The organism is Ponticaulis koreensis DSM 19734 (assembly GCF_000420665.1).
Classification (GTDB): domain Bacteria; phylum Pseudomonadota; class Alphaproteobacteria; order Caulobacterales; family Hyphomonadaceae; genus Ponticaulis; species Ponticaulis koreensis.
Window position 1 is genome coordinate 781,340 of record NZ_ATVJ01000001.1, and the last position, 24,682, is coordinate 806,021.

The window sequence follows — 24,682 nt, forward strand, 5'->3', positions numbered from 1 at the left end:
CATGAGTGACGCACCTCTCGGCTATGCCGGTTTCTTCGGAAAAGTCCTTCAGGAAGTGGCTGCCACAATCGATGAACGCGCCAAATCTGCGGACGTGGGCACAAGCTACACGGCCAAACTGCTCTCTAAAGGTCCTGAGCGCACGGCGAAGAAACTGGGTGAAGAGGCAGTCGAGCTTGTTATTGCGCTGACCTCTCAGGAAAAAGAAGAAGTGGCCGGCGAGTCTGCCGATCTTCTCTATCACTTCCTAGTCGCACTCCGCTCTCGCGGTATCAGTCTGGAAGAAGTCGCAAATGTGCTAGCTGAACGTCAGGGCATTTCAGGACTTGTTGAAAAAGCCAGCCGGGATGGTGACGGCATCTAAAGCCGTCTCAGAAATACGTAAAACGCGCCATCGCCGCCATGCTTCTGGTTGGCGCGCGCATATCCACCAATATGCATGCGAAAATCAGGTTCACCGATCCATTCCAGGAAACGCGAGCGTAAAATCCCGCGACCGCCGCGACCCTTACCGGTAATCACCAGCACAGACCGCTCACCCGTATTACGGTGCGAGACGATAAAGCGAAGCAGGTTTGAGCGCGCGCTTGCCTGCGTTTCACCATGCAAATCAAGGCTCGGACCGATATCAAACTTACCGCGCTGAATACGCTTTTCTCCGCCACGATCCGCGACGCTCGCACGCGGGGATGGCGGCGTAGGCTTCAATTGCTTTGTCAGGCGCTCATGAATGCGCGGGCCGGTATGCTCAGACAGAAGCTTTTCCAGATCCTCGCGTGAGGCTTTCGCTCTTTCATAAGATTTCGGCGCGTGATGGGTTTCACGTGAAACAGCCGGCGACGGCATTTTCGCGTCTTCTTCTGGTTTCACGTCCGGTTCCGGATGGCGACCATCCAGGCGACGGATAGATTTCGTCACTCTTTGCCACATCCGCTCTTCGCGCGGGCTCAGAGGACGTTTCCGGCTCATTCCGCGTCTCGCTCAACCGGTTGCGGCAGCATAATGAAGAACTCACCCGGCTGGTTCATAGAACCCGCAAGCGCGCCCGCCTCATCACCCGACCCGAAGAAAATATCGCCTCGGCGTACACCCTGAATGGCGCCGCCTGTATCCTGCGCAATCAGCACAAGGTTTTGGACATCGCCCTCACGACCTGGCTCAGTAGGAATAGGCGCGCGTACAAGAAAGGGCACACCCATAGGGTGATGATTGAGATCAACGGCCATACTGCCCATTGGCGTCAGCGGAATAGCTGCAGCGCCCGGCGGGCCCTCATTCGGGTTGGAGATATCTGACAGTCCAAACCAGACATAGCGCGGATTCACATTCATGGCTTCCTGTGCGCGTTCCACGCCGACGCGCTCCATCCAGTCGCGAATGCCTTCCATACCCACTTCGGAGCGCGCAATCTCGCCGGTCCGAATGAGGTGGTTGGCAAGCGAGCCGAACGGCCGGTGATTGTGCGCGGAAAAACCTGCGCGTTTTAACGTGCCATCGGGAAATCGGAGGCGTCCGGACCCTTGAATTTGCAGAAAGAACACATCGGTCGGATGCGCATAGGCGAGGGCGTTTTCATTGCGGCTCTGAATATCTTCGCGCGCATAATAGAGATTAAGCGTCTGGCCATCGACACGTCCCCAGACACGGCGCCCCTGAAGCGACGGGTCGAATTGACCGAGATCAACCTGAATCAGATCATCTGGTCTGCCGGGAATGGGCTGGGTCAACTCTCCGCGCGGACGTGTGCTAACGTCGATTTCAGGCTCGTAATAACCGGTCAGGCGGTTGGTCTCTTCCTCGGTTTCAATCGCGTAGACAAAGAAATAATCTTCAAAGAAGCGGTGGAGTTCACCGACTTCGATATATCGCGGCAGTATTTCGCAGGCTGGAAGCCAGTCACCCACCGTTCCGCCATAGCTAGCCCGCTCGGACAATGCCTCTTCAGGATCACGGGACGCTAGCCGTTCGCAGTGCGCAGTCAGGGCAGAAACTGACGGCTCTACTGGGGTGGTTCGCCAGTCTGGCACATCGGAAAAGGCAATTTGCGACAAATCAAACGCCTGAGGAGACACATCCTCAGGCGGCGGAGTTACCTCAACGGTTTCACAAACGGGGCATTCCGGTGCGGGCTGCTCGCACGAGGCAAGCAGGGCCACAACGCAGATCAGGCCGCCGAGACGTCTGCGAGTCGCCAATTCGGATCCCTGCTTTTCGTGTCGCGTTCAAAAGTCCAGATTTCGCGCGTCGACATGATGCGTTCTTCGGTTGCGAGTTCTGCAGAGAACAGAACGCTGACCTCGGCAACCGAGCCATTCAACTCACCGCCTTCGATCTGAGCATCACGGATACGCTCGAAATCAGGGGCTGCTTCGCCGGATGTCTCACGCGCCTCTATCGCCGCTTCGTAATCACCATAGACATCATCTGTGAGAAGCGAGCGGAGCGTTGCGCGATCACCCGCTTCAAACGCTTTCACGATCATCTCGTAAGCAGATTTCGCACCCGCCAGGAATTCACGCTGGTTGAAGGACGGGTCTACGCGAGCGATTTTCTCAAGACCGGATGCCTCTTCGAAATCGTCTTCCTCTTCATCGTTTGAATCTGAGTGTACGAGCACAGGCTGCGGACGTTCGCCATTTGCCTGACGGCGAAATTCTGGCGGAGGCGCACCCTTTTGTTTCCCCATGACGGAGAACAACCGCGCAAGCACGAACACCGCAACAGCTGCAAGGATCAGAATTTCCATACTCATCGTGTTATATATCCAGTCCCGATATCTATTCTTTCAAACCATATATGGTGGTTTGGCGTTTTCCCCAATCAATGTAGCAATGTCGCGGGCGCTTACAATGCGAACCCGGGCGTTCTTGCAGCATTATCGGGCCGATATCAGCCCTGATCAGCTTCAGCCGCATCCCAGGTCGACTGGAGCCAGCGTGATTTAGCGCCAAATTCGGAAATGTACGCGAAATGGGCTGCCCGTTCTTCCTCAGTGATAAGGGAAGGAAGCGGATTAGGTCGTTGCTTTGCGGGTTTTCTACGGCCACCAAATTCATCATCGCCGTCATTTGCATCAAAAGAAAAAGTCCGGTGTCGGCCGCCATTCAGTTCCAGATACACTTCGGCGAGAAGTTGGGAGTCGAGCAAAGCGCCGTGAAAGGTCCGCGCGTCGGAATTGATGTTGAAGCGTTTACACAGCGCATCAAGCGAAACCGGAGACCCTGGAAACTTTGTACGCGCCATAGCGGCGGAATCGAGCCAGCGATCATACGGGATCGGGTCATAACCGCAACGCTTCAGCTCCATATTCAGGAAGCCATGGTCGAACTTTGCGTTGTGCGCGACGATGCGGGCGTCCCCGAAAAAGGCAAGCAGCTTGTCGACAATTTCCGGATCTTCAAATCGCGGCTTACCTTCCAGCATATCGTCGGTAATACCCGTGATTTCGATCGTTTCCTTCGATACCGAACGACCCGGATCGACATAGGCCTGAAATATCTCGCCTGTCGGCATGAAATTGACGACCTCGACCGCACCGATCTCGATGATACGGTCACCCTGATCATGAAAAAGGCCAGTGGTTTCAACGTCGAACATGATTTCACGCATGATCATTTACTCCCGTGTTTGCGGCGGATTGCAGATAGTAAGGATCGTACTTGCTCGTGCGCATAGTCGATATCAATCACGGTATTGATGATGAAATCGGCCCGGGCGCGCTTTTCCGCATCCGGTGTCTGCTTAGCAAGTATAGCTTCGAGTATGCCCTCGGTCATACCGTCTCTCGCCATAACGCGTTCGCGTTGAATGTCGGCCGGAGCGGTGACAACCACCACATAATCAACGCGCTCATTACCGCCAGTCTCAAACAAAAGCGGAATATCAAGCACAGCAATGTCTGCGCCGCTTTCTTCCGCGTGTTTGCAAAATTCCTGCTGGGTTTCGCCTACAAGCGGATGAACGATGGATTCCAGTTTTTTCAGAAGATCTGCATCATCAATCACGATCTCACGGAGAGCGGCACGATTTACGCGACCATCTTCAATGGCGTGAGGAAATTCCACAGCTATCGCTTCAACAGCGCTTCCACCTGGCTCGTAAATCTGGTGAACGGCGGCATCAGCATCATATACGGGCACACCTTCATCGCGAAAAAGCTGCGCAGTTGCGCTTTTCCCCATGCCAATTGACCCGGTCAGTCCGAGATAAATCATACCTCACGCCCTTTCTGAGCCGACTATGAGACAATTTTTGTAAATGCGTCCAGCTGGTGACTAATCCAGCTGCAGAGTTTCCTGTGTACCAGTCCATTCGCGGCAGGCTTTAAGCGCTGCGATCCGGTCGGGATTGATATCGAACCAGAGTTTGAATGCATCAGCGGCCTGGCCTACCAGCATTGGTAACCCGTCGAGAACACGCCATCCGGCCTGTCTGGCATTTTCAAGCGTTGCTTCGACAGCCGCGCCATAGCTGATATCAACAAACGCCGCCCCTTCATTCTTCGGCAGGTCCAGTGACCCGCCCGAATGACCAAGACTGATCGTATTTATGACAAGCTGGCTTTCAGCGGCAAAGTCAGAAAGTGCCTCAAGCGGAAAAACGCGCGCGCGGGTCAGTTTCAGGTCTTCGGCCATTTCTACGGCCCGCTCGATAGTGCGGTTCAGAATAATCAACCGGTATCCACGTTCGTTGAGACCAGCAGCGACAGCACGCGCTGCGCCGCCAGCGCCAATTAGCACCGCTTCTTCGGTTTCAGTCGGTCCAAATTGATCAAGTGACCACAAAAACCCAGTAATATCAGTATTGTGCGCCTTCCAAAGCGCTTTCCCTGACACGCTATCATTTCGCGTCAGTGTGTTAGCAGCTCCAATTTTGCGCGCATTGGACGAAACTTCCGCAGCGCAAGCCAGAGCTTCGGTCTTGTAGGGTAGGGTAATGTTCAGACCGGAAAAGCCGGATCGTGCGAGCCCGCGCAAATCATCGATGGGGGAATCAGCCGACATTTCGAGCGCTACATAGCGCGCATCGAGCTCCAGCTGATCATACCAGAACTGGTGAAGCTTCGGAGAGATGGAGTGCTTTACAGGATTTCCGACAACACCAAAAAGTTTCATCGTGCAATCACGCTACGTTCGCGCAGATAATCGAGGACCTGCAGAAGCGGCAGGCCCAGAATAGAGAAATAATCGCCCTCAATCGACGAAAACAGCTGCACACCAAGGCCTTCAAGCTGGTAGGCGCCGACGCTTTCGAACGCCGCATCACCGATCTGATCGAGATAAGAGTTGATGAACTCATCCGAAAGCCTGCGCATGGTGAGTTTCGGGCGCGCAATATAGCGCCAGACCGCTTCGCCATTCTCGGAAATAACGGCTGCACACTCCAGATGATGGGTTTTGCCGGAAAATTCTTTCAGGCGTTCAAATGCTTCTTCCCGAGATTTCGGCTTATCAAAGCCGCGGCCTTCAAGCGACAGCATCTGATCGGCGCCAAGAACAAGGCCGCCGGTCTGCGATGAAACTTTTTCAGATTTCATCTGCGCGAGGTAATCAGCCTGATCCATCGGCGAAAGGCCTTCAGCGCGCATGGATTCCTTGAACGCGTCTTCATCGACGCGTGACGTCTGCACGCGGAATTTTACGCCCGCATTTTGAAGAATAGTCGCCCGGATTTTACTTCCGGAGGCAAGAATAATTTCGTCGGACATAATTTAGCTTTCGCGGCGCAGAAGATTGAGGATCGCTGCGGCCGTTTCTTCAACAGAGCGGCGTGACACGTCAATGGTTTTCCATTTCTGGCGCAGGAAGAGCCGGTTTGCTTCTGTCGCTTCGTGTTTTACCGCATCATCGTCAGCGTAACTAGTTGTCGATTCCTCATTGAGCGAAAGAAGACGCTGCTGGCGGATCTGAACCAATCGCTCCGGAGAGATCTTCAAGCCAATCACCATTGGCATCTTACCGTCTAACTCTAAGAGCTGGCGCGGCGGCGGAATTCCGGGAACGAGCGGAACGTTCGCCGCCTTAATCCCGCGGTTTGCCAGATACACGCAGGTTGGCGTTTTAGACGTCCGGCTAATGCCTACCAGAATAACGTCAGCATTTTTCAAACCGTCCGGACCAGCGCCATCATCATGCGCGAGCGTATAATTGATCGCTTCCATGCGCTCGAAATACTCATCATTCAGCGCATATTGAGCAGCCGTTTTATCAGACGTTCTGAGGCCAAGATGCCGGCTCAGCATATTCACGGACGCGTCCAGAACTGGTAGAGTTGGATGTCCCTGAGAGCGGCAGTGATTTTCCAGCTTCGTACGGAGCGATTCATCTGTAATCGTGAACCAGACAACGCCCGGTGCACCGTCAATTTCTTTTAAGACGCGATCGAGCTGCTTTTCAGACCGGACGAGATAATAATTGTGCTCGAGCGGCATGATGTTTTCAAACTGTGCGCAAGCCGCACGCATCACCGCGTTCAGAGTCTCACCGGTCGAGTCCGACACCAGGTGAACGTTGAAATAGATATGTAGCTTCGATTTCAGATCACTCTGCGACACGATTTACCCCTGAAACTCCACAGCCCCTGTGGAAAATATGTGGAACGAATCTTTTCCCATATTTAGTCCACAGCACAATTCACAGGCTGGCTTTTTCCTCGATTTTGTTCGCTTTTTATCCGACATCTGTGGATGAATTTGTCGATGCGACGTCTTGAAGCCTGTTACAAACGGCAAATTTCATTTTCTAAAAGGATTGCGGTCTGTGGATGAACTGTGATTAGCCGGATGAAAACCGCCGGACATGTGGAAAGTTAATAGATTGTTAACCAACCACACTGGTTAAGAAATAGTAAATAATTGAGTCTTATATAAGGATTGGGTAATGGCTGGTGCGGAAAACTCCCTTTTCATTAAAACCTTGAAGGGCGAAAGATCGCATAGGCCTCCGGTATGGTTGATGAGACAGGCGGGCCGATATCTGCCTGAGTACCGGGAGATACGTGCAACTGCGAAAGACTTTCTGGATTTTTGCTACACGCCATCTCTGTCAGTGGAAGCAACTCTGCAACCTTTGAGACGCTATCCGTTCGACGCAGCCATTCTTTTCGCAGATATTTTGCTCGTCCTTGACGCAATGGACCGTGGTTTGCGTTTTGAGGCGGGTGAGGGGCCGATTCTGAACCCTCTTGATAGGGCGAGTGATCTGGAAGCTGTTTCGCTCTCTAAGGTCATGCAGCGCGTTTCTCCGGTTATGGAGACAGTCGAGCGTCTGAAGGCGGCACTACCGGAGGGATTCCCGCTCATCGGGTTTGCCGGTTCACCCTGGACAGTGGCTGTTTACGCAATCGAGGGCCGCGGCGGCACAGACAAGAAAAATCCTAAGCTCTGGGCGTATACACGACCGGATGATCTGAAGGCAGTTCTGGACTATCTCGTTGTTGTTACAACAGAATATCTGAAAACTCAGGTCGAGGCAGGCGCGGATGCGCTGATGCTGTTCGATAGTTGGGCTGAAAATCTTCCAGATCATGTCTTTGACTGGCTGGTCATTGAGCCAACCCGAAAGCTCGTCGAAAACCTGCGTAGTGCCGGTGTGACCGTACCAATTATCGGTTTCCCACGTGGTGCAGGCGCGAAACTCGCTGATTATGTCGCTCAGACCGGTGTAAATGCCGTCGGCCTTGATACCGGTCAGGTCCCGAGCTTCGTAAATACTTCACTACCGAAGGGTTTTCCTGTCCAGGGACACCTTGATCCGTTGTCTGTGATCGCCGGTGGAAAACAAATGCTTGATCGGGCTGATCAGATCATAGAAGCTTATCGCGCTGATGGACGTCCTCACGTGTTTAATCTCGGTCATGGTATTACGCCAGATGCGAAGCCGGAACACGTAGAAACGCTCATGAAGCATATTCAGGCGATGGGATAAGACAGATCAATGCTGTACGATTGGGTCAGAGCGTTTCACATTATTTTTGCGATCGCCTGGATGGCGGGGCTGTTAATGTTGCCGCGCTTGATGGTCTATCGTCTGGAAGCGACGCCGGGCGGTGAAACCGATCTGACGATGCAGAAGGCGATTTCCCGCCTGAAAGCCATCATTCTGACCCCGTCTATGATTATTGTCTGGGTGCTTGGCCTCACAATGGCATTTATGCAGGGCCAGATTATTCTGACATTCGGCTGGTTTCATCTGAAACTTCTCACGGTCGTAGGTATTTCTGCCATGCATGGGGTGTTTATTGGTATGAATAAAAAAATCGGCACCGAAAAAGCGCCTAAGCCGAAAACACTTAGAATGATCAATGAAGTACCGTTTGTTCTGATGATTTTTGCAGTCATTGCAGTCGTCGTTCAGCCATTCTGATCTTGACGTTTTGCCGGTTTGATGTCTTTTACTCACAAGCCTCATTCGTAGGCGTGTAATAATCTTCACCTTATATCCCCGACATTGCTGGCGCATTTGCGCTGCAACTTTTGGCGTGAGTCCATGACAGAACAAATTGCTGAACAGCAACGGGTCGCTCTTCGCGATCTAAAACTCAAAAATCCGACAGAACTTCTCGAAGTCGCTGAAAAGCTCGAGATCGAGAATGCGTCGTCCCTGCGTACGCAGGAGCTCCTTTTTGCTATCCTGAAAGAATATGCCGATAACGGTACCGAGATTGTCGGCGCCGGCGTTATGGAAGTTCTTTCAGACGGCTTCGGTTTTCTCCGGTCGCCGGAATCCAACTATCTTCCAGGGCCTGACGATATCTATGTCAGCCCGCAACTGATTAAGAAATTTGGTCTACGTACGGGTGATACGGTTGAAGGTGAAATCCGATCACCACGTGATGGCGAACGTTATTTTGCGCTCGTTAAAGCGACTACGATCAACTTCGAAGATTTTGAAAAAGCAAAACACAAAATCCACTTTGACAATCTGACGCCGCTTTATCCTGAAGAGCGTCTGGTTATGTCGCCTAATGATCCGACGAGAAAGGATCGTTCTGGCCGTGTGATCGATATTGTTGCGCCAATCGGTAAAGGTCAGCGCGCGTTGATCGTTGCGCCGCCGCGTACCGGTAAAACAGTTCTTCTTCAGAATATCGCGGCGAGCATCGAAGCGAACCATCCTGAATGTTATCTCATTGTACTTCTTATCGACGAACGTCCGGAAGAAGTTACGGACATGAAACGCTCTGTGAAGGGTGAAGTTGTGTCTTCTACATTCGACGAACCAGCACAGCGCCACGTTCAGGTCGCTGAGATGGTGATCGAGAAAGCAAAGCGTCTGGCAGAACATGGCCGCGACGTTGTTATTCTGCTCGATTCGATCACGCGTCTTGGTCGTGCGTACAACACGACTGTTCCTTCCTCCGGTAAGGTCCTGACAGGTGGTGTTGATGCAAACGCGCTTCAGCGTCCAAAGCGCTTCTTCGGTGCCGCACGTAATCTGGAGCAGGGTGGATCTCTGACCATCATCGCGACAGCTCTGATCGAAACCGGCTCCCGTATGGACGAGGTCATCTTCGAGGAATTCAAAGGTACAGGTAACTCCGAGGTTGTTCTCGACCGTAAGGTTGCCGATAAGCGCGTCTTCCCTGCGATCGATATTCTCAAGTCCGGTACGCGTAAGGAAGAGCTTATTACGCCGAAAGAACACCTCACCAAGGTTTATGTTCTGCGCCGTATCCTCAACCCAATGGGTACCGCAGACGCGATCGACTTCCTGCTCGATAAACTTCGTCAGACGAAAGATAATGACGAGTTCTTCTCAAGCATGAATAACTAAACGCCCGTCAGGGATTGTTTCACGTGAAACAATGATCAGGTTAGAGCGATGACACATCAGGAAACTGACACCATCATCGCTCTATCATCCGGCCAAGGCCGCTCCGGAATCGCAGTCGTTCGTATATCCGGTCCCAAGTCCGATAAAATTCTCAAACAGCTTACGCACTTCAGATTACCGCCGCCGCGCAAAGCTGCGACGCGCTGGCTTCATGATTCTGATGGTGTTCGTTTCGATGAAGCGCTCGTTTTGAGGTTTTCAGCACCCAATAGCTTTACCGGCGAGGACTGCGCCGAGATTCACTGTCATGGCAGTCCTGCAATTGTCGAAGCCATTCTGATAGAAGCGACGCGACTGAAAAAGGTTCGGCTTGCCGAGCGAGGGGAGTTTTCCCGCCGTGCGTTTGAGAATGGTAAGCTCGATCTTTTACAGGCTGAGGGCATCGCCGATCTGATTGATGCGAATAGCATCGCGCAAATGAAACAGGCAGCGCGGTTTGTTGGCGGCGACGCGTCCGAACGTATTGAGACTTGGCGGAAAATTATTCTCGAGGCGTCTGCGTATCTGGCGGCATCTATCGACTTTTCGGATGAAGGCGATGTGGGTGAAGAGGCTCATGCGCCTGTGGTTGGCTTGATCGATGAGTTGATTTCGGAATTCAACGCTGCGCTGACAGATGCTAAGTCCGCGTCTCGAATTCGCGATGGTCTTCGTATAGCAATTCTTGGAAAGCCGAACGCCGGAAAATCTACACTGATAAATGCGCTCGCAAAGCGCGATGCGGCAATTGTCTCTGATATTCCGGGTACAACGCGGGACGTTCTAGAGACGCATATTGTTCTCAACGGTGTTCCCGTAACAGTCGCCGATACCGCGGGCCTTCGTCTAACTGAAGATCCGATCGAAGCGGAGGGTGTGAAACGGGCACGCCGATGGGCTGAAGACGCCGACATCCGGATATTTCTGACGCGCGCTGATGATGACATCGGAGATCGCCCGACTGAGCTCGGACCAAATGATATCTGGGTAATAAGTCAGGCCGACCGCGCTGACGGTGATCTTTTCCCAAATGAAGTTGATCTGTCATTGGCGGTAGCGACGGGGCAGGGGATGGACACTTTGGAGTCCACACTTCTCCAGAAAGTTGTCGGGCTCACAAGCTCCGACGAAGCCCCGACGGTTGTTCGGTTGAGGCATATTGAGAGCCTCAACGAAAGCCTTGACGCTCTGCAGCGAGCAAAAACACTTCTTATGGAAATTGGGGATGTTGATCTCGCCGCTTTTGAGTTATCAATCGCGAGAACTTCACTCGATCAGATCCTGGGCCATGTAGATGTTGAAGACATTCTTGGCGAAGTGTTCTCCGGATTTTGCGTCGGGAAATAGTGTTTCACGTGAAACATATTAATGGGAGACAGGCTCGTGACCGAGTTTGATGTCATTATTGTTGGTGGCGGGCATGCCGGAACGGAAGCTGCAGCGGCGTCTGCACGAATGGGTGCGCGCACGGCATTGGTAACCTATAAGGCCGATAAGATCGGAGAGATGTCCTGTAATCCGGCGATTGGCGGGTTGGGTAAGGGGCACCTCGTTCGCGAGGTTGATGCGCTTGATGGTATCATGGCGCGTGTAGCTGATCAGGCAGGCATTCAATATCGTCTCCTAAATCGCTCTAAGGGGCCAGCTGTGCAGGGGCCGCGATCACAAGCCGATCGGAAGCTTTATCGTGAAGCCATGCAGCGCGAGATCGAAAGCACCGAGAACCTCACAGTGATAGAAGATGGCGTGGATGACCTGATCGTAGAAGATGGACACGTAGCTGGCGTGATCTGCGCGTCGGGCCAGAAAGTTCATTCCAAAGCCGTCGTTCTGACAACAGGTACATTCCTGCGTGGTTTGATCCATCGCGGTGATGAACGCATTCCGGCGGGGCGAGTCGGTGAAGCTCCGAGCATAGAGCTCTCTAGGCGTCTTTTGGCGCTGGAGCTGCCGCTTGGTCGCCTGAAAACAGGAACGCCAGCGCGTCTCGATGGGAAAACCATTGATTGGGATAAGCTAGAAATGCAGAACGCCGACGAAGATCCGGTCGCATTTTCTTTCCTGACCGAGAAGGTCGAGGTGCCTCAGATCGCGTGTGGTATCACTTGGACCAATGGCGAGACCCATAAAGTCATTCAGGAAAACCTCTCTAAGTCGGCGGTGTATTCCGGCGCGATTGAGGGGCGGGGACCGCGATATTGCCCGAGCATTGAAGACAAGGTCCATAAGTTTGCAGACCGTGACCGCCATCAGGTTTTCCTTGAACCTGAAGGTCTCGACGATGACACAGTGTATCCGAACGGCATTTCTTCTTCTTTGCCGGCTGATGTTCAGGATGCGTTTATTCGCACTATTCCCGGCCTTGAGAATGTTCGGATCATCCAGCCTGGTTATGCCATTGAATATGATTATGTCGACCCGCGCGCACTCACACGAACTCTCGAGGTGAAAGCGCTTCCAGGTCTTTATCTGGCAGGTCAGATTAATGGCACCACCGGCTATGAAGAAGCAGCAGCTCAGGGACTAATCGCTGGGCTCAACGCCGCACGTCAATCGGCCGATCAGGGCGCAGAGCCAATCGTATTCGATAGAGCTGAGGCGTATATTGGTGTTATGATCGATGATCTTACAACACGCGGCGTTACCGAGCCCTATCGTATGTTCACATCGCGCGCGGAATACCGTCTGCATCTTCGTGCCGACAATGCGGATCAACGATTGACTAAACGAGGCCGTGAGATCGGCTGCGTGAAGGATAAGCGCTGGGATGCCTTCAGCGCAAAACGCGCGAAACTTGATAAAGCGCAGGATATGCTGTCATCTCTCGCGCTCACACCGAACGAGGCTCAAGCTATTGGCATTGAGATCAAGCTGGATGGACGCCGGCGCACGGCATTCGAGCTTCTGACCTACCAAGGCGTGACGCTGGATATGCTCTCAGCGAAATGGCCGGAGCTCAACTCTATTGAACCCAAGATACTCGAGCAGGCTGAGATTGAAGCTCGCTATGCGAGTTATTTGGAACGGCAGGCGTCGGATATTGCGTCTCTGCGCAAGGATGAGAAACGAAGCATTCCAACTAATATCGTATATGAGGAGGTTGGTTCTCTGTCGAATGAGATCCGTGAGAAGCTTAACCATATCCGACCGGAAACGATCGCCCAGGCTCAACGCATTGAAGGCATGACGCCAAGCGCCATTCTCGCCATTCTCAGTCATATGCGAAAGCGTGACAAAGCGGCTGACGTCGCTCAGCAGGCGTCGGGTAGCTGATGACTTACGAAAAGTTTTTGGATCGTATCGGCTTCGATGTTTCACGTGAAACATTCGAAAAGCTCTGCCGATACCACGACCTGCTTCTGCTCTGGAGCAAGACACACAATCTGATTGGACCGAGAGAGCGCAGCGAGTTATGGGATCGGCACTTCGTCGATTGTATTCAGGTCTGGCCGTTGGTTCGTGAAGGACGGGTCATCCTCGACATCGGAACCGGCGCGGGATTGCCTGGAATTGTAATGGCCTGCTGCGCAGACCCAGAAGTGCATGAAATCGTCCTGGTGGAGTCTTTATCGAAACGATGCGCCTTTCTCAGAACCGTTGTTCGTGAACTAGATTTGCCCGCGACCATTGAGAATTCTCGCGTTGAAGATGTTTCACGTGAAACAGTCAATTTCGTGACCGCACGCGCTGTGACCGATCTGACCGGATTGATCCAATATTCCGAGAAATGGCTTAAAAACTCGGCAGTAGGGGTGTTTCTCAAGGGGAAAAACTGGAAAACCGAATTGACCGAAGCCCAGTCTTATTGGACTTTTAAATCTGACGTTACGCCGAGCGTGAGCGATTCCGACGGCGTTATTTTTTCTGTATCGGAGGTACGCCGTGTCTAAATCCCGCATCTTGGCTGTTGTTAACCAGAAGGGTGGAGTTGGTAAGACGACGACTTCGATCAACCTTGGTACTGCTCTGGCAGCAGTTGGCCGCAAGGTCCTGATTGTCGATTTTGATGCGCAGGGCAATGCGTCTACCGGTCTTGGTGTCGGTGTGCGTGACCGTAAAATCACGTCGTATGACGTAGTTGTCGACAAGGTTCCTCTGGAAGACGCCGCTGTAAAAACGCTGGTTCCCGGCCTTGAACTGGTACCAGGCGACGAAAATCTCGCCGGTGTTGAAACAGCGCTTGCACACGACCCGAAACGATCTTTCCGTTTGCGTGATGCGCTTCGTAGCTATCGTGAACGGGCAGGGGCTGACGGCTATGACATTATTCTGATTGATTGCCCGCCATCCCTCTCATCACTGACGATCAATGCAATGACAGCAAGCGACTCCCTGCTCGTGCCACTGCAGTGCGAATTTTATGCGATGGAAGGCCTGTCGCAATTGCTGCGCACCGTTCAGATCGTGAAGAGTGGCCTTAATCCAGATCTCGACATTCAGGGCATCATCCTGACCATGTTCGATAAGCGAAACAAACTTTCTGGCGAAGTCGAACAGGAAGCACGTGAAAAGCTCGGCGGTAAGGTCTATATCTACGACACAGTTATTCCGCGTAACGTGAAACTCTCGGAAGCGCCAGGCTATGGTAAGCCGGCACTTCTTTATGATTATAAGTGTTCCGGCAGTGAGGCATATATCCGTCTTGCGTCTGAATTACTTCACCGTGAACGAGCATTGGTGGCAGCCTGAAATGAGCGAAGAGCGCAAAAATAGTCGACTTGGCAAGGGGTTATCGGCTCTTATTGGTGAATACGACACCTTTGAAGCACCTGAAGGCGCGTCCGATTCTGTCAAAGAAATTCAAATGTTGCGCATGGCACAGGTTCGCGCGAACCCGCAGCAGCCACGTAAGAAATTCGACGAAAGAAAGCTTGCAGAACTGACGGCATCTGTGAAAGCGCATGGCGTTCTCACGCCTATTCTTGTACGCGAAGTCGATCACGCCGATTACAAATTCCAGATCATCGCGGGCGAGCGTCGTTTTCGTGCGTCCAAAGCGGCTGAACTTGAAGAGATTCCGGCGCGCATTCTGAAAACGAACGATCTCCAACTACTGGAGATTGGTCTGATCGAGAACGTTCAGCGTGAAGACCTCAACGCGATGGAAGAAGCTGAAGGTTATCAGGCTTTGATGTCGCGTTTCGGTAAAACTCAAGAAACTGTAGCAGAATCAGTCGGTAAGAGCCGGGCGCATGTCGCGAATATGCTTCGTCTTCTGAATCTGCCAGAATCTGTGCGCGATCACTTGCGGGCAGGGGATATTACTGCAGGTCACGCACGTGCGGCGCTTGCATCCGATGACCCTGATGCTGTTGTCGAACAGGTTATGGCCAGAAAATTGTCTGTCCGTGAGACTGAAGCGCTTGTTCGCAAGATGGCCGCCGGCGATCTGAACGGTAAGGGCGGCGCAAAAGCCATCGAAGAAAAAGATGTCGATACCGAAGCGTTGGAAGCTGATCTGTCACGTGCTCTTGGATTAGTCGTCGATATCAAAGCCAAAGCGAATGGCGGTGAGATCAAGATCAAATATCGCGATCTGGAACAGCTCGACGATATCTGCCGCCGCCTCAGCCGAAATTAATTTTCTGAAAATCAAGCGCTTAGCTTGGATTTAGCTTCGGCCTGTAGAGGGAGCGTCATCATAACCTCTTCGTCACGGGCCGCGCCGACATCAATTTCATGAGTGCCGCACGCGCGGAAGCCGCGGCTCTCATAAACTTTGATTGCACGCTTATTATTTGACGACACGCCGAGGCAGATTTCATCGGCGCCGCGTTCTTTAGCGCGCTCGATTGCCCAGCTGAGAAGAATGCCGCCCACACCCACACCCTGGCGTGCACCGCGAACATAAAGGCGGTGCAGTTGGAGGCGGGTAGGGTCAGGTTCCGCTAGTGGCAGGGTGGCCGGACCGATTTTAGCATAACCGACGAGTGTGTTTCCCGCTGCGGCGATACGATAATCGAAATCAGGAACCTGAAGATCCCTGCGGACCTTTTCGACCGAGAAATAGCGATCCATGTAAAGATCGAGATCAGAGCGCTTGAACTGGCTTCCAAAATGTTCGGCAAAAGTCTGGCGGCCCAAGTCGGCAATGCGTTCCGCATCATCAACCGTGCCATCCCGAAACCGAAGATTTATGTTAAGCGCCTGAACCACTACTAAGCCTTCACTTCTGTTTCTTCTATAAAGCTACGCATTGCGTTCTGATAGAGAACAAGTTTCGCGAATGTCCATGCACCAGACTGATCGAGTTCAGCAAGGTTAATCTGAAGTCTATCATGAATATCTGTATGCATAGAAACAAATTCATCAACTCTGTTTTTCGCGGAGTCAAAACTGCTCCAATCCGAAAGCTCTGAATTTGCTGAAATACGCTCAGCGAGTACTATTTGCTGGCTCAAAAGAGATTCAACAAGGCCGCGAACCGCCAGTCGATCCCAGTGTTGATCCAGATCAAGATTTAAAGCGGTATGCCTTAATCTATCGTAACCGAAGGCTGTGCCGATCGCGTTGAACAGCGTAGCCATTTGCTTCACATCACGTTTAGTTCGGTGCGCCAGGTCAACGATGTCTGTGGCCGTCGTCATCGATAGCACCGTGGCTACCTTGTCTGCGACCTCACTTGGCGCGCCGAGATCGCGATACTCAGCATCTCTGCTGTTGAGAAGATCACATTCGTAAGGCGAAAGTGTGTCTTTGCCCGCGGTAATGAGCTCTGTGACGCCGTCTTTATACGTGTTTACGAGCGTTTCGATTTTGCCATCCAGTGATCGGGTTCGTGCAAGCCAGAATACAAGGCGTCGCATTGCGTTGATCAGATCAACGCGCAGACGGATCTGAACATCGGTCGGCACCAGATTATCAAGCTGGTCGATGCGCTTAAGCAGCGGTTTCAATGAAAAGATTGCCAGAGCGGCTGTAAAGGCGCGAACAATCTCTTCGGTTTCCACGCCCGCGCGTTCTTTCACCCGATGGACGAATGTAATACCGCCAAGATTGATGACGTCATTGGCGAGCTGGGTCGCGATAATTTCGCGCTTCAGCCTGTGATCCTGCATCGCATCATCAAACTCTCGAAGCGGATCCGGAAAGTAATTACGGAATTGCTCGGTCAGATATGGATCATCAGGAACATTACTTGCCACGAGTTCGTCGAAGAGCGTGATTTTGGCGTAAGCCAGAAGAACCGAGAGTTCAGGACGTGTGAGACCCTGATGTGTTTCATGGAGTGCGCGGACATCTTCTGGCTTTGGAAGGCCTTCAACAGAGCGGTTCAAGAGGCCGGCGGACTCAAGTCGCTCCATCATGCGTTCATGGGAATCAAGATCGTCTGCTGCCGAAGCCAGCGCTACACTTAGTGCACCTGTCTGATCATAGTTATGCACCAGAACCTTTTGAGCCACCTCGTCCGTCATTGATGCAAGAAGATCGTTGCGGTCCTCAGATTTAAGTGCGCCGGAATCGATGGCGTTTCGCAGAAGGATTTTGATGTTCACTTCGTGGTCGGAGCTATCGACGCCGGCCGAGTTATCAACCGCGTCGGTGTTGATACGTCCACCATTGCGGGCAAATTCGATGCGGCCAGCCTGTGTCACGCCAAGGTTAGCGCCTTCACCGACAACGCGGACGTTAAGTTCGTCAGCGCTGACGCGAATGGCATCATTGGCGCGGTCGCCAACCTGTAAATCCGTCTCCGACTGGCTTTTGACGTAAGTTCCGATACCGCCGAACCAGAGGAGATCAGCCTCAGCCTTCAGAATAGCGGTGATCAGTTCATTCGGTGTCATGATGTCTTTGTCAGACCCGATGAACTCTTTGATCTGCGGTGTCAGCTCGATACGTTTGGCAGACCGTGAGAAAACACCACCGCCTTCGGAAATGATGGAGGCGTCATAATCCTCCCAGCTGGACCGCGGCAGTTCGAAGATACGTTTGCGTTCTTCCCAGTTGCGTTCCGTGTCTTCCGGGTTCGGGTCCAGGAAGATATGCATGTGATTAAATGCGGCTTTAAGCTGGATAGTCTTCGACAGCAGCATGCCATTGCCGAACACGTCTCCCGACATATCGCCAACACCGATGACTGAAAATTCCTCGGACTGAATATCCATATCAAGTTCACGGAAGTGGCGCTGTACAGCAACCCAGGCGCCGCGTGCAGTGATGCCCATTTTCTTGTGGTCATACCCAGCAGAGCCACCCGATGCAAAGGCATCGCCCAGCCAGAAGTCGTATGACTCACTTATTTCATTCGCAATATCAGAGAATGTTGCCGTGCCTTTGTCGGCCGCCACAACCAGATATGGATCAGGTTCATCCCAGATCACGGTGTTCTTCGGTTGCTGCACATCGCCATCTACTAGATTGTCTGTGAGCGAGAGAAGCGAGCGGATAAACGTCTTATAAGAGCGAATTCCCTCATTCATGAAGGCTTCCCGGCCACCGTCTTTCGGGAGCTGTTTCGGGTAGAAACCACCTTTTGAACCAACAGGTACAATAACCGAGTTTTTGACCTGCTGAGCCTTCACCAGACCTAATACTTCAGTTCTGAAGTCATCGCGTCTATCCGACCAGCGAAGTCCGCCGCGCGCGACCGCGCCAAAGCGCAAATGGACGCCTTCAACATGTGGCGCGCACATGAAAATCTCTCGGAACGGCTTTGGCTCCGGGATGTGCTCCAGTTCGCGGCTCGCAATTTTGATCGCGATATAGCTGTGCGGCTGATTGTTCTCATCAAGCTGATAGAAGGATGTACGTTTCACTGCGCTGACGAGTTCTGTCAGGCGCTGCAGGACGCGATCTTCATCAAGGCTCTGAACGTCTTCAAGTTCAGTACCAATTTGTTGAATGATTTCAGAGAGTTTTTCGCCTCGTTCGTCCATGGAAAGCTCCAGAGACGGAGAAAACTTCACTTTAAAAGCTTCTAGCAGAAGCGATGCGATTTTCGGGTTATTGGCCAGCGCATTGATCTGTGTGGATTGCGCCAGATCCATGCCGGTTTGTTTGCGATAGCGGCAGAGGGTGCGGAAAAGAGCGGCTACACGCCAGCTCGCCCCGATTGCCAGAACCAGCCGGTTGAAGCCGTCATTTTCTGTCTGGCTGGTCCAGACCGCTTCAAACGCAGCCTCGAAGTGATCTTTCACATCATCAAGGGCGATAGGGCAGCCATCAGCCGCGCGCATTTTGAAATCATGAACCCAGAAGACGTCATCATCTTCGGAGCCCAGCTCGACCGGATAGCCGATCTCCGTGATCACATAGAGGCCCATATTTTCGAAGACCGGCACGCAGGCTGAGAGCTGAACCGGATTGGTGCGTGTATAAATCTTGGTCCGCAGAACATTCTCTGCGTCATCGAGATCGCGGGATACGCGGCTGGTGACAACATAATCTTCGTTTAGCGAGGCAATGTATTCTAGGTCATCCATCGCCTCTGAAGGCGTGAAAGCTTCTTTATAGCCGGCAGGAAAGGCACCCGCGATGGATTGGAAGTCGAGCTTTTTCGGAATGCGGTGGCGCTGGGATCGCGCAAGCGTGCGCAATTCGTCATTCCAGCTTTGCGCAAGCCGTGTGATTTCAGCGTGAAGCTTGTCGAGATCAGGCTCTTTATGACCCTGATTGAGATCCATCAGGAAGTGAATGCGCGCGAGGGGGGCCTCACCATATTGCGGATAGAAAGCCGTTTGCTTTGCGTCGAATGCGCGCTCGATTGCGCGGCCGATCTTGCGGCGCAGTTCTGAATGAAAGGCTTCTTTCGGAATATAAACGAGCGCTGACATATAGCGGTCAAAGCGGTCTTTCCGAATGAAGATGCGTGTTTCCATACGGTTCTGCAGTTGCAGAATGGAATTGGCATGTTCCAGCAGCTCTTCATCAGAAATCTGAAAAAGCTCGTCGCGAGGATAAGTCTCGAGGATGTGACGCAGCGCATTTGAATCATGGCTGTTTGGTCGCTTGCCGGCAGCGATCAGGACGCGGCGGACCTTTTCACGGATCAGCGGTACGTCCTTGGTCATGGAGTTGTAGGCATCCGCGGTGAAGAGGCCGACAAAACGGATTTCGCCAACAACCTGACCTTTATCGTCATACTGTTTTACGCCGATATAGTCGGCGCGAACACGGCGGTGGACGCGTGACTTGAGCGTTGCTTTTGCGATGATCAGGGGATCGGCTTCGTTCAGGAAGTCTGAGATCTGGTTGGTGACAATGGTCGGTTCGCTGCCACGTTTCAGAATATAGCGCGTTTCATCGCGCAGAATGCCGAGGCTGGAGCCCGGAATGATCTCCGGCTCTTCAGCGGCCAGGGTTCCGTCTTCGTTTCGTGCGAATGTATAACGGCGGCTTCCAAGGAAGGTAAAATGGTCATTGGCGAGCCAGCGAAGGAAATCTTCGGCTTCTTTTGTGCGCTGGCTGTTCATATGGGCGTTCATGCCCACCGTGCCTGCGGCGTCTCTCATGCGGGTTTGCATGGTTGCAAAATCAGCAACGCAGCTTCGCACTTCGCCGAGTGTTTTCTGGATTTCTTTGACAAGCTTATCGGCAGAGTCCGCGTCGATCTCTTCCATATAGATCTGGATGTAGGAATCGCGTGTTTCACCCGGCGACAATACACGTTTGCCATTGCTATCGCGGCCATGCTCCAGAATAGGGTGGATCACCATATCGGCGTGCAAATTGGCATCGCGGCAGGCGCCCAGAATGGACCCGACGAGGAAAGGCATATCCTCGCCAATCACTTCCAGAACTGTGAAACAGTCATCGCGATTATCGGTTGGATCTATGAGCCGGGTACGGACAAGGCTGGTTTTGTCTTTGCGGGTTTCCCCCCAGAGCCAGAAATCTTTCAGAAGGGTCGCAAGCAAGTCGGGAGAAATGCGTGCGAGCAGGTCGCCGTCCAGAGCAGAATGGCTCTGCGTCAGAAATTGAGTGATCAAGGGTTCTGATGTTGGCGTCGGGCCTCCCCAGTCCAGGCCATTTGCTTGATCCACCAGCTCAGCAAGGGAAATGTTTGTCGATTTGGATTGCGCAATCATTATTACGGGCTTCTACGAAAAAGAATTTCAAAACAGACCCATTATGTAGGCAGAGTCTGCTTAATTTCTTGGAAATTTTTGTGAAGACTTTGTGAGGTGCGGACCCGTCAGACGGGGACGTGTCTGACGGGTCCTTTGGACCTCAATCCGCAGGCTGGGTGGGGGACGCACGCGGAGGCCCATTCTGTATTCTGTAACATGTCTGTCACAGACGCAAAGCCCTATATGGAATTCAAATTAAGGTTTGCCAAGTGAATTTAGCAGGCTCTCACGATCAATCTGAGTAAGCGTGTGATTTTACTGGGGAAAACAACTTTAGTTTGAGCCGACTATTTGGATTATGCTGTTTGCTTCCCTCTCTAAGCGAGTATTTACAGTCAATTTCTCTCAAATTGAAATATTTGATGCTGGCGAAACCGGTGTGATGACAAATGTCAGCGTCTAAACTTGTTTATATTAAGGCAATCAAAGGTGTGTGACGTATAAGCCGATTTGCAATCCACGCAGCTCAGGCTAACACTTCGCAATCCGGAGGAGGGCAGGTATGAGCGATTCAATCTTCATTGGTGGTGGTGGTGAAACGCAGGACGAACCGCAGACGCTTCTTTTAAACCGAGCCAATCGCCACGGACTGATTGCGGGCGCGACCGGCACGGGCAAAACGGTAACCCTGCAAATTCTGGCACAAGGCTTCTCCGATGCGGGTGTTCCTGTGTTCTGCGCCGATGTGAAGGGCGATCTTTCCGGCATCTCCCAAGCAGGCAGCGAGACACATAAGCTGCATGAAGCGCTCCGTAAGCGAGCGGGCACGATCGGCCTTGAGCCTTATGACTATTACAGCGCGCCGACTGTGTTCTGGGACGTGTATGGCGAGCAGGGCCATCCGGTTCGCACAACGATCTCTGAGATGGGGCCTGTTCTGCTGTCCCGCCTGATGGAACTCAATGAAACACAGGAAGGCGTTCTGACGATCGCGTTTGAATACGCGGACAATAACAATCTCCTGCTGCTTGATCTGAAAGACCTGCGCAAACTGCTGATCCACCTCTCCGAAATACGTGCTGAGATTGGCCGCGAGTACGGTAATGTCTCGCCAGCCAGTATTGGTGCAATCCAGCGACGTCTTCTGGTTCTGGAGCGAGAAGGTGCCGACAAGTTTTTCGGCGAGCCGGCGCTGAAACTGTCAGATCTTTTGCGTACCGATCTGAATGGCAAAGGCTATGTGAACCTTCTGGACTCGACAAAGCTGATCAACAGCCCGCGTCTTTATTGCACTTTCCTGCTCTGGCTCCTGTCAGAGCTGTTTGAAGAGCTTCCGGAAGTTGGCGATCCTGACAAACCAAAGCTCGTTTTCTTCTTCGATGAAGCGCATTTGCTGTTCGATAGCGCCCCGAAAGCGTTGCTCAGTAAGATCGAACAGGTGGTGAAGCTGATCCGTTCTAAGGGCGTTGGCGTCTTCTTCGTCACACAGAATCCGCGGGATATCCCTGACAGCGTTCTCGCCCAGCTGGGTAACCGCGTGCAGCACGCCTTGCGCGCCTACACGCCCGCTGAACGCAAGGCCGTGAAAGCTGCCGCTGAAAGCTTCCGCGAAAATGATCAGTTCGACACCGAAGAGGTCATTACCGATCTGGGCGTAGGCGAGGCGCTTGTATCCACGCTGGATCGAAAAGGCGTTCCCAGCGTGGTCGCACGGACGCTTATTCGTCCACCATCATCGCGACTAGGCCCTGCGACTGACGCCGAACGTGAGGCTGTAAAATCAGCCAGCCCTGTCGGCGCCCAGTATGACGAGGCTATCGACCGCGAGTCGGCTTACGAAATCCTGCTCGAGCGTGAAGAAGAGGCAGCCGAGGCTGCTGAACGTGAAGCCGAACGCCTCGAAAAAGAAAAAGAGCGCGAGCGCAAAGAGAAAGAACGATCTTCGTCGCGACGTCGCCGTTCTACACGCCAGTCTCCGGGTGAGGCTGCATTGAAATCAGGGCTTCGAACTCTTGCGAACGAAGTTACGCGTTATCTGGTTCGAGGGATTCTTGGCGGTCGACGCAGGTAGGTCCAGCTTGTCTGCAGTGTAAAACAGCATTGATCTGCGCACCCAGTAACAGACACGCCGCGCAGGCATAGAACCATAACAGCACATTGATCAGAAAGCCCGGTGACCCGTACCATTCGCGGTTTACCGGGTTGATCTGAAAATATAGCGACAAGCCTATGGTCACGACAGAGATCATGGCTGCCGCGATGCTTGCACCCAGCCACCCGTGAATTGGTAAATTTTGACGCCCGATCAGACCCGACGCATAAACACCGTTCAAAAATCCGATAAGCACCACCGTTACAAGCAGCCAGAGCAGAGGCGTCACTAGCCAGCCAGACTGGATAATCCCTGTCAGCGTAATCACGACATAACTGATCACTGCGACGAGGAATGATGCAATAAAGACGAAGAACAGGACGGGGATAACAAACGCAATCGACCGCCAGGCGATCGCGAACACGCCGATCACGGCATCCGCGCGCGAGATTTCCCGAAAGCTGAACATCATGGAGCGAAGGGCTGCGCCCGCGCTCAGCATCACCAGAAACAAATGAAACGCCGCAAGCCATGCGGACTCCGCGCCCGATAGCTCAAGCCGGTGATTCACCTCGTCATAAATCAGCTCGACAAAGTCATGCGGCAGGAAGGTCGAAAACTGCAACACCATGTCTTTTGCAGAATAGGTGCTACCCGCAAATGTGCTCACCCAGACGAGCAGGGCAACGAACGGGAACACCGACAGGATTGAATAGAAAGAGAGAGCTGCCGCGCGCGTCGGAATGTCATTTTCGCCAAAGGCGACCACAACATCTTCGGCAAACGAGCCGTGATAAACCTCTTTCAGACGATCCAGCATAATCAAATTCCGTGTCCCCGCCTGAACATGCGGTGCACCTTGTCATTTGTCATCTGCAAACTGGTCAGGTGGAGAGGGTTTCATCCTTGCTGAAACAGAAACGGGCGAAGCCTTAAAGGCTCCGCCCGTTTCCCGACGTCGCGTCCCAGTTCGGGCCGGACCACTTTCAGCCCGTCACTGCGTCCCCCGACGCTGAATGACGTCGTCTTCCTGCGCTAGCGCGCGGTCTTCTTCATCGAATTCCACGCCGTCTGAGCGCCCTTGCGCGTAAGCGCGATTATGTTGAGCGAGATTTTCCATGGTCGCGCCCAGCCGTTCACTTGAAACGGCCATCTGGTTGGTGCGGGCAACACCTGCGGCATCGGCGTCTCCGAAGCTTGCAAACTCCGCTCCCAGAAACACAACGGCCCAGCCGCGCTTCTCAACTCGGTCCAGCACTTCGCGAATATTGTCTCGGCTGAACTCGCGGCTGGCATTCTCGTGGCCGTCCGTCATGATGACGATCACGGCTTTGTCCGGATTATCCTCTTCGGCGAGGGCGACCATCCGGCCAATGGCATCAAACAAGGGTGTCATGCCGCGCGGTTGCACTTCGTCAGATGTGATTGTCTGCCAGTCCTCACCTGTCACGTTACGCCGGAGCGTTTCGAACTGGAGGCCGTCCTGTGCATCGAATACAGAGAAGGTGATGTCATTAGCGACATCCGGTCCGTCATCCGGTGTAATGACGCTATCAACATAGGCATTCACCGAGCCGAGCGCCTCGTCCCAGATGGAGTTCATCGAGCCCGTCCGGTCGAGCAGAATGTAGGAGTTGAGTTGAACACTCTCATCTGAAGCGGGTGAGGCATGCACCTGCGCTGCTGTACTGACGGCTAAAGTCGCGCCAAAAAGGTATTTCAGGATGTTCATTCGGCCCTCCATGCCGCTTAGACTGCGGTGGCGA

General features: G+C 52.9%; 22 protein-coding genes. 10 read left to right on the plus strand and 12 right to left on the minus strand.

Annotated elements, in window-relative coordinates:
- Position 1: 1 nt before the first annotated feature.
- A complete protein-coding gene (locus tag G523_RS0104190) occupies positions 2-364 on the plus strand; it encodes a phosphoribosyl-ATP diphosphatase (RefSeq protein WP_022693778.1) in 363 nt (120 codons plus the stop codon).
- Here G523_RS0104190 and G523_RS20110 read toward each other — a convergent pair.
- The 8 genes from G523_RS20110 to G523_RS0104230 all read right to left on the minus strand — a co-directional run bounded on the left by G523_RS20110 (position 361) and on the right by G523_RS0104230 (position 6,553).
- Positions 361-969, minus strand: a complete 609-nt coding sequence (locus G523_RS20110) for a Smr/MutS family protein (RefSeq protein WP_022693779.1) — start codon at positions 967-969, stop codon at positions 361-363. The two genes, G523_RS0104190 and G523_RS20110, sit on opposite strands and share 4 nt — an antisense overlap.
- Positions 966-2,195: a murein transglycosylase A gene (gene mltA, locus G523_RS17920; protein ID WP_051134744.1), complete on the minus strand. Its 1,230-nt coding sequence runs from the start codon at positions 2,193-2,195 to the stop codon at positions 966-968. Before mltA ends, G523_RS20110 begins: the two co-directional genes overlap by 4 nt.
- Positions 2,165-2,752, minus strand: a complete 588-nt coding sequence (locus tag G523_RS0104205) for a Tim44/TimA family putative adaptor protein (protein WP_027441444.1) — start codon at positions 2,750-2,752, stop codon at positions 2,165-2,167. Before G523_RS0104205 ends, mltA begins: the two co-directional genes overlap by 31 nt.
- A gap of 137 nt (positions 2,753-2,889) precedes the next feature.
- On the minus strand, positions 2,890-3,609 hold the full coding sequence (gene dnaQ / locus G523_RS0104210; RefSeq protein ID WP_027441445.1) for a DNA polymerase III subunit epsilon: 720 nt from the start codon (positions 3,607-3,609) through the stop codon (positions 2,890-2,892).
- A gap of 2 nt (positions 3,610-3,611) precedes the next feature.
- The gene (coaE, locus tag G523_RS0104215; protein ID WP_022693782.1) at positions 3,612-4,214 is read right to left on the minus strand and encodes a dephospho-CoA kinase; all 603 of its coding nucleotides are present in this window, start codon (positions 4,212-4,214) and stop codon (positions 3,612-3,614) included.
- 60 nt (positions 4,215-4,274) lie between these two features.
- Positions 4,275-5,114: a shikimate dehydrogenase family protein gene (locus G523_RS17925; RefSeq protein WP_022693783.1), complete on the minus strand. Its 840-nt coding sequence runs from the start codon at positions 5,112-5,114 to the stop codon at positions 4,275-4,277.
- Positions 5,111-5,707: a Maf family nucleotide pyrophosphatase gene (locus G523_RS0104225; protein ID WP_022693784.1), complete on the minus strand. Its 597-nt coding sequence runs from the start codon at positions 5,705-5,707 to the stop codon at positions 5,111-5,113. Before G523_RS0104225 ends, G523_RS17925 begins: the two co-directional genes overlap by 4 nt.
- A gap of 3 nt (positions 5,708-5,710) precedes the next feature.
- Positions 5,711-6,553, minus strand: a complete 843-nt coding sequence (locus tag G523_RS0104230) for a pyruvate, water dikinase regulatory protein (RefSeq protein WP_022693785.1) — start codon at positions 6,551-6,553, stop codon at positions 5,711-5,713.
- 325 nt (positions 6,554-6,878) lie between these two features.
- Here G523_RS0104230 and hemE point away from each other — a divergent pair, with 325 nt between their 5' ends.
- The 8 genes from hemE to G523_RS0104270 all read left to right on the plus strand — a co-directional run bounded on the left by hemE (position 6,879) and on the right by G523_RS0104270 (position 15,393).
- Positions 6,879-7,925 carry a uroporphyrinogen decarboxylase gene (hemE, locus tag G523_RS0104235; protein ID WP_022693786.1) on the plus strand — a complete coding sequence of 349 codons (1,047 nt, stop codon included), beginning with the start codon at positions 6,879-6,881 and terminating at the stop codon, positions 7,923-7,925.
- 9 nt (positions 7,926-7,934) lie between these two features.
- On the plus strand, positions 7,935-8,363 hold the full coding sequence (locus G523_RS0104240) for a CopD family protein (RefSeq protein ID WP_022693787.1): 429 nt from the start codon (positions 7,935-7,937) through the stop codon (positions 8,361-8,363).
- A gap of 123 nt (positions 8,364-8,486) precedes the next feature.
- Positions 8,487-9,773 carry a transcription termination factor Rho gene (rho, locus tag G523_RS0104245; protein WP_022693788.1) on the plus strand — a complete coding sequence of 429 codons (1,287 nt, stop codon included), beginning with the start codon at positions 8,487-8,489 and terminating at the stop codon, positions 9,771-9,773.
- A 48-nt stretch (positions 9,774-9,821) separates the two neighbouring features.
- A complete protein-coding gene (gene mnmE, locus G523_RS0104250) occupies positions 9,822-11,159 on the plus strand; it encodes a tRNA uridine-5-carboxymethylaminomethyl(34) synthesis GTPase MnmE (RefSeq protein ID WP_022693789.1) in 1,338 nt (445 codons plus the stop codon).
- Between the two features lie 21 nt (positions 11,160-11,180).
- Positions 11,181-13,085 (plus strand): tRNA uridine-5-carboxymethylaminomethyl(34) synthesis enzyme MnmG, encoded by a 1,905-nt coding sequence (gene mnmG, locus G523_RS0104255; protein ID WP_022693790.1) that lies wholly within the window; start codon positions 11,181-11,183, stop codon positions 13,083-13,085.
- A complete protein-coding gene (rsmG, locus tag G523_RS0104260) occupies positions 13,085-13,702 on the plus strand; it encodes a 16S rRNA (guanine(527)-N(7))-methyltransferase RsmG (protein ID WP_022693791.1) in 618 nt (205 codons plus the stop codon). The genes mnmG and rsmG overlap by 1 nt, the downstream gene beginning before the upstream one ends.
- A complete protein-coding gene (locus G523_RS0104265) occupies positions 13,695-14,501 on the plus strand; it encodes a ParA family protein (RefSeq protein ID WP_022693792.1) in 807 nt (268 codons plus the stop codon). The genes rsmG and G523_RS0104265 overlap by 8 nt, the downstream gene beginning before the upstream one ends.
- 1 nt (position 14,502) lies before the next feature.
- Positions 14,503-15,393 (plus strand): ParB/RepB/Spo0J family partition protein, encoded by an 891-nt coding sequence (locus tag G523_RS0104270; RefSeq protein WP_027441447.1) that lies wholly within the window; start codon positions 14,503-14,505, stop codon positions 15,391-15,393.
- An 11-nt stretch (positions 15,394-15,404) separates the two neighbouring features.
- On the opposite strand, the gene G523_RS0104275 is transcribed toward G523_RS0104270, so the two are convergent.
- Entirely contained in the window at positions 15,405-15,968 is a 564-nt protein-coding gene (locus G523_RS0104275) for a GNAT family N-acetyltransferase (RefSeq protein ID WP_022693794.1), read from the minus strand.
- Positions 15,969-15,970: 2 nt separating this feature from the next.
- Positions 15,971-20,842, minus strand: coding sequence for an NAD-glutamate dehydrogenase (locus G523_RS17930; RefSeq protein ID WP_022693795.1), 4,872 nt, complete (start codon positions 20,840-20,842; stop codon positions 15,971-15,973).
- Positions 20,843-21,386: 544 nt separating this feature from the next.
- On the opposite strand from G523_RS17930, the gene G523_RS0104290 reads away from it, so the two are divergent.
- The gene (locus G523_RS0104290; protein WP_022693797.1) at positions 21,387-22,895 is read left to right on the plus strand and encodes a helicase HerA-like domain-containing protein; all 1,509 of its coding nucleotides are present in this window, start codon (positions 21,387-21,389) and stop codon (positions 22,893-22,895) included.
- Here the strand turns inward: G523_RS0104290 and G523_RS0104295 are convergent.
- Together G523_RS0104295 and G523_RS0104300 are read right to left on the minus strand one after the other, a co-directional pair.
- On the minus strand, positions 22,849-23,736 hold the full coding sequence (locus G523_RS0104295) for a YihY/virulence factor BrkB family protein (RefSeq protein WP_022693798.1): 888 nt from the start codon (positions 23,734-23,736) through the stop codon (positions 22,849-22,851). The two genes, G523_RS0104290 and G523_RS0104295, sit on opposite strands and share 47 nt — an antisense overlap.
- A 174-nt stretch (positions 23,737-23,910) precedes the next feature.
- Entirely contained in the window at positions 23,911-24,648 is a 738-nt protein-coding gene (locus G523_RS0104300; RefSeq protein ID WP_022693799.1) for a vWA domain-containing protein, read from the minus strand.
- Positions 24,649-24,682 lie beyond the last annotated feature (34 nt).